This is a genomic window from Arthrobacter sp. I3 (assembly GCF_000520575.1).
Lineage (GTDB): Bacteria > Actinomycetota > Actinomycetes > Actinomycetales > Micrococcaceae > Arthrobacter > Arthrobacter humicola_A.
Genome location: NZ_KI914964.1, coordinates 1 through 4,036 on the forward strand (window position 1 = coordinate 1; position 4,036 = coordinate 4,036).

4 protein-coding genes are annotated in these 4,036 nt (G+C 67.3%); 2 read left to right on the forward strand and 2 right to left on the reverse strand.

Annotated features, from left to right (window positions below; all coding sequences use genetic code 11):
- On the forward strand, positions 1 to 336 hold a 336-nt coding region (locus Y706_RS0120740; RefSeq protein ID WP_028278088.1), incomplete at its 5' end, for an IS3 family transposase.
- Positions 337 to 431: 95 nt separating this feature from the next.
- On the opposite strand, the gene Y706_RS0120745 is transcribed toward Y706_RS0120740, so the two are convergent.
- Complete coding sequence (locus tag Y706_RS0120745) at positions 432 to 2,015, reverse strand: aminopeptidase P family protein (RefSeq protein ID WP_028278089.1); 1,584 nt, start codon at positions 2,013 to 2,015, stop codon at positions 432 to 434.
- A 122-nt stretch (positions 2,016 to 2,137) separates the two neighbouring features.
- On the opposite strand from Y706_RS0120745, the gene Y706_RS0120750 reads away from it, so the two are divergent.
- The gene (locus tag Y706_RS0120750; protein WP_028278090.1) at positions 2,138 to 2,983 is read left to right on the forward strand and encodes a PHP domain-containing protein; all 846 of its coding nucleotides are present in this window, start codon (positions 2,138 to 2,140) and stop codon (positions 2,981 to 2,983) included.
- 48 nt (positions 2,984 to 3,031) lie between these two features.
- Here the strand turns inward: Y706_RS0120750 and Y706_RS0120755 are convergent, their stop codons facing one another.
- Complete coding sequence (locus Y706_RS0120755; RefSeq protein ID WP_028278091.1) at positions 3,032 to 3,904, reverse strand: DNA-methyltransferase; 873 nt, start codon at positions 3,902 to 3,904, stop codon at positions 3,032 to 3,034.
- Between the last annotated feature and the right edge of the window lie 132 nt (positions 3,905 to 4,036).

Here is a 4,036-nt window from a genome sequence, read left to right on the forward strand (position 1 = left end):
TGCCAGGCCCTCACCTGCCTCCAGCCCGGCCAGCAACCTCTGGTGCATTCTGACCAAGGCTTCCAATACCAGCACATCTCGTGGCAGGCCCTCCTCGAGGGCGCCGGCGCGGTCCAGTCGATGTCCCGCAAGGGCAATTGCTACGACAACGCCGTGATGGAGAACTTCTTCGGCCACCTCAAAGAAGAGCTCTTCCACCACGTCCGGTTCCTCAGCACCGACGCACTGGAAGCAGCGCTAAACGAGTACATCCGCTGGTACAACACCGAACGTATCTCGACAAAGCTCGAGGGCCTGAGCCCGGTGCAATACCGTGCCCAGGCCCTCGCGGCTTAGGATCTTATTTGGCCAGTCCAACAATCGGGGACCAGTTCAACATCCGGGACCCTCCCTTTTTTGCTGCTTTTCTTGCTGTTTACTGCCTGACTGACCTACGGAGTCTGGCCGTCCACTTCCAGGTAGATGCCGGCCATCCAGGACTCGACGTCGTCGGCCTTGCGCGGCAGTGCGGCGCTGAGGTTGACCGGGCCGTCCGCCGTCATGAGGATGTCGTCCTCGATCCGGACGCCGATGCCGCGGTATTCCTCGGGGATGCCGATGTCCTCGCTCTTGAAGTACAGGCCGGGTTCGATCGTGAACACCATGCCGGGCGTGAGCACGCCGTCGAGGTAGAGTTCCCGCTTCGCCTGGGCGCAGTCGTGGACGTCGAGGCCGAGGTGGTGGCTGGTGCCGTGCGGCATCCACCGGCGGTGCTGCTGGCCCTCGGTGCTCACGGCTTCCTCGACGGAGACGGGCAGGAGGCCCCATTCGGCGAGCCGCTCGGCCAGCACCGTGGTGGCTGCCGTGTGGATGTCCCGGAACTTCGTGCCCGGCTGGGCGGCGGCAAAGCCGGCGTCGGCGGCGTCGAGCACTGCCTCGTAGACCTTGCGCTGGACCTCGGAAAACTTGCCGTTGGCCGGCAGGGTACGGGTGATGTCCGCGGTGTAGAGGGAATCGGCCTCGACTCCGGCGTCCAGGAGCAGCAGTTCGCCCGCGTTGATCTTGCCGGTGTTCCGGGTCCAGTGCAGCACGGTGGCGTTGTTGCCGGAGGCGGCGATGGTGTCGTAGCCGAGCTCGTTGCCTTCCTCGCGGGCCCGGGCGAAGAACGCCCCTTCCACGACGCGCTCGCCGCGGTGGTGGGTCAGCGCCCGCGGGATCGCCTTGACCACCTCGGTGAAGCCGGCCACGGTGGCGGCGACGGCGATCTTCATCTGTTCGATTTCCCACTCGTCCTTGAGCAGGCGCAGTTCCGAGAGGGCCTCTGTGAGTTTCTCATCCAGGGCGTCGAGCACGCTCAGGTCGAGGTTGTCGGGGTCCTTGGCCGTGTTGTAGCGGGCAGTGTCGACGAGCGCATCAATGTTCTCGTCAACCTTGCGGACCAGCCTGATGGAGATTCCGCCGATCTCCGGCGCACCGACATTCTTGGTGATGGCGAGTTCGAGTTCGGCGATGTCGGCCGTGTCGAGTCCCAGCTTGGCCTTGAACTCGGCCAGGGTCGGGCGTGCGCCGATCCAGAACTCCCCGGAGCGGGAATCGGCGTAGAACTGCTCGGTGTCGCGGCCGGCCAACGGGCGGAAGTACAGCGTGGCGTGGTGGTTTCCGCCGTCGTCGCCGGTGCCCTCCGCGACCGGTTCCAGGATCAGGACCGCATCAGGTTCGTGGTCCAGGCCGAGGCCGGTGAGGTGCGCGAAGGCGGAGTGCGGCCGGAAACGGTAGTCGCAGTCGTTCGAGCGGACCTTCAGCGGGCCGGCGGGGATGACCAGGCGTTCACCTTTGAACTGGCCTGAGATGGAGCGGCGCCGGCCTGCGGCGTGGCCCGCGACGGCGTCCCGCTCGGGGAGCTGTTGCGAGGCCGGCGCCCAGTTGCTGGCCATGAAGGCTTTGAAGGCGTCGGAGCTGGGCCGCTGCGAGCGGTTGTTGACGCGCTCTTCGAGGGGCTGGGAAGCGGAGACTAGGGTGTTATCTGCATCGTTCACCGTCCCATAGTCTCACCAGCGCCGCGGCTTAGGCCAACGGCGCGCTCGCGCTGCAGGGCCGCTGCAGGGCCCGGCAAGAAGGGGCCGAGGCTTTGGATACTGCCATCTACTAGGCTGGTGAGGTGAGGATCGACCTGCATGCGCACTCCAACGTTTCCGACGGCACCCAGGCGCCGGCCGGCGTCATGGAGTCCGCCGCCGCCGCGGGCCTCGACGTCATCGCCCTGACCGATCACGATTCCACTGCCGGGTGGGCGGAGGCCGCCGTCGCCGCCCGGAAAGCCGGGGTCGCGCTGGTCCCGGGGATGGAGATCTCCTGCCGCACAGCGGAAGGCATCAGCGTCCACCTGCTCAGCTACCTCCACGACCCCGCGCATCCCGGACTGCTTGAGGAAATCACCAAGTCCAAGGACGCCCGGCACACGAGGGCGCAGAAGATGGTCACCCTTTTGTCGGAGGACTACCCGCTGACATGGGACGACGTGATTCACCACGTCGCGCCGGGGGCCACCCTGGGCCGCCCGCACATCGCCGACGCGCTCGTCGCGGCCGGTGTGGTGGAAGACCGGGCCGAGGCTTTTGGTTCCATCCTCACAGCACGCTCGCGCTACTGGGTCCAGCACTATGCGCCGGAGCCGGCGCTCGCCGTCGAACTGGTCCGTGCAGCCGGGGGCGTCCCGGTGTTCGCCCACCCCGTGGCATCCGCCCGCGGCCGGATCGTGGGGGAGGGGACCTACCGGGAGATGATCGACGCCGGCCTGGCAGGCCTGGAAATCTACCACCGGGACAACCCCGAGGAGGGCCGGACGTTCCTGCGCCGCATCGCCGAACGCTATGGCCTGCTGGTCACAGGGTCCTCCGATTACCACGGCGCAGGAAAGCCGAACCTGCTGGGCGAGAACCTGACCTCCGCAGAAGTCTTTGCCCGGATCGAGGAACTGGGCACGGGCTCGTCCGTGGTGCGCTGAAAACCCGCCCCGGCCCCGGGAACGGCGGGGCGCGGTGAGGGCGGCGGGTCAGACCGTCGGGAAAGACGTGAACTGCGCCTGCGCGGCCAGGCGCTTGGCCATGACGTCGATGGCCGGCTGGTTCTGGTCCACGCACACGAACCTGCGGTCGAGTTTCGCGGCCACGGACCCGAGCGTGCCGGAACCTGCGAAGAAGTCCAGGCACCAGTCGCCCGGCCGGCTCGAGGCCGCAACCACGCGGCGGATCAGCCCCTCCGGCTTCTGCGTCGGGTAGCCGGTTTTCTCCTTGCCGGTCGGCGAAACGATCGTGTGCCACCACACGTCCGTGGGCAGTTTGCCGAGCTCGCGCTTGGCGGGGGTCACCAGTCCGGGCGCCATGTAGGGCTCACGGTCCACCTCGGCGCTGTCGAAGTGGTACTTTGCCGGGTTCTTGACGTAGACGAGGATGTTGTCGTGCTTGGTGGGCCAGCGGTACTTGGCCCGTGCACCGTAGTCGTACGCCCAGATGATCTCGTTCAGGAAACATTCGCGGCCGAAGATCGCGTCCAGCATGACCTTTGCGTAGTGCACCTCTCGGTAGTCCAGGTGCAGGTACAGGGTGCCGTCGTCGGCCAGGAGCCGCCAGGCCTCCACGAGCCGGGGCTCGAGGAAGGACCAGTAGTCGCTGAACGCGTCGTCGTACTTGTGCAGCGCGCCCTTGATGGTGTCGTAGGACCGGCCCTTGAACCCGACGCGGTCACCCTCGCCGCCGGCGTTGAGTACCATCCTGGTTTCCTGGCGCCGCTGGACCCGGCCGGTGTTGAAGGGCGGGTCCACGTAAATCAGTGTGAAGGCGCCGTCCGGCAGCGTGGGGAGGTATTCCGCGTTGTCCGCGTGAACCACCAGGTTGCTGCCGTCCGGCGCCCAGACGGTGTCAGTCATGGAGGGGATTAGGCCTCGGCGCCGCTCGGCTGTGCGTCGCCGCCGGCCACTACCTCGCCGTTGCGGCGGCGGGTGCGGGTCCGGCGCCGGGCACGGGTCGCCCGGTCCACCTCGGTGGGGGCCTTCGCCGGA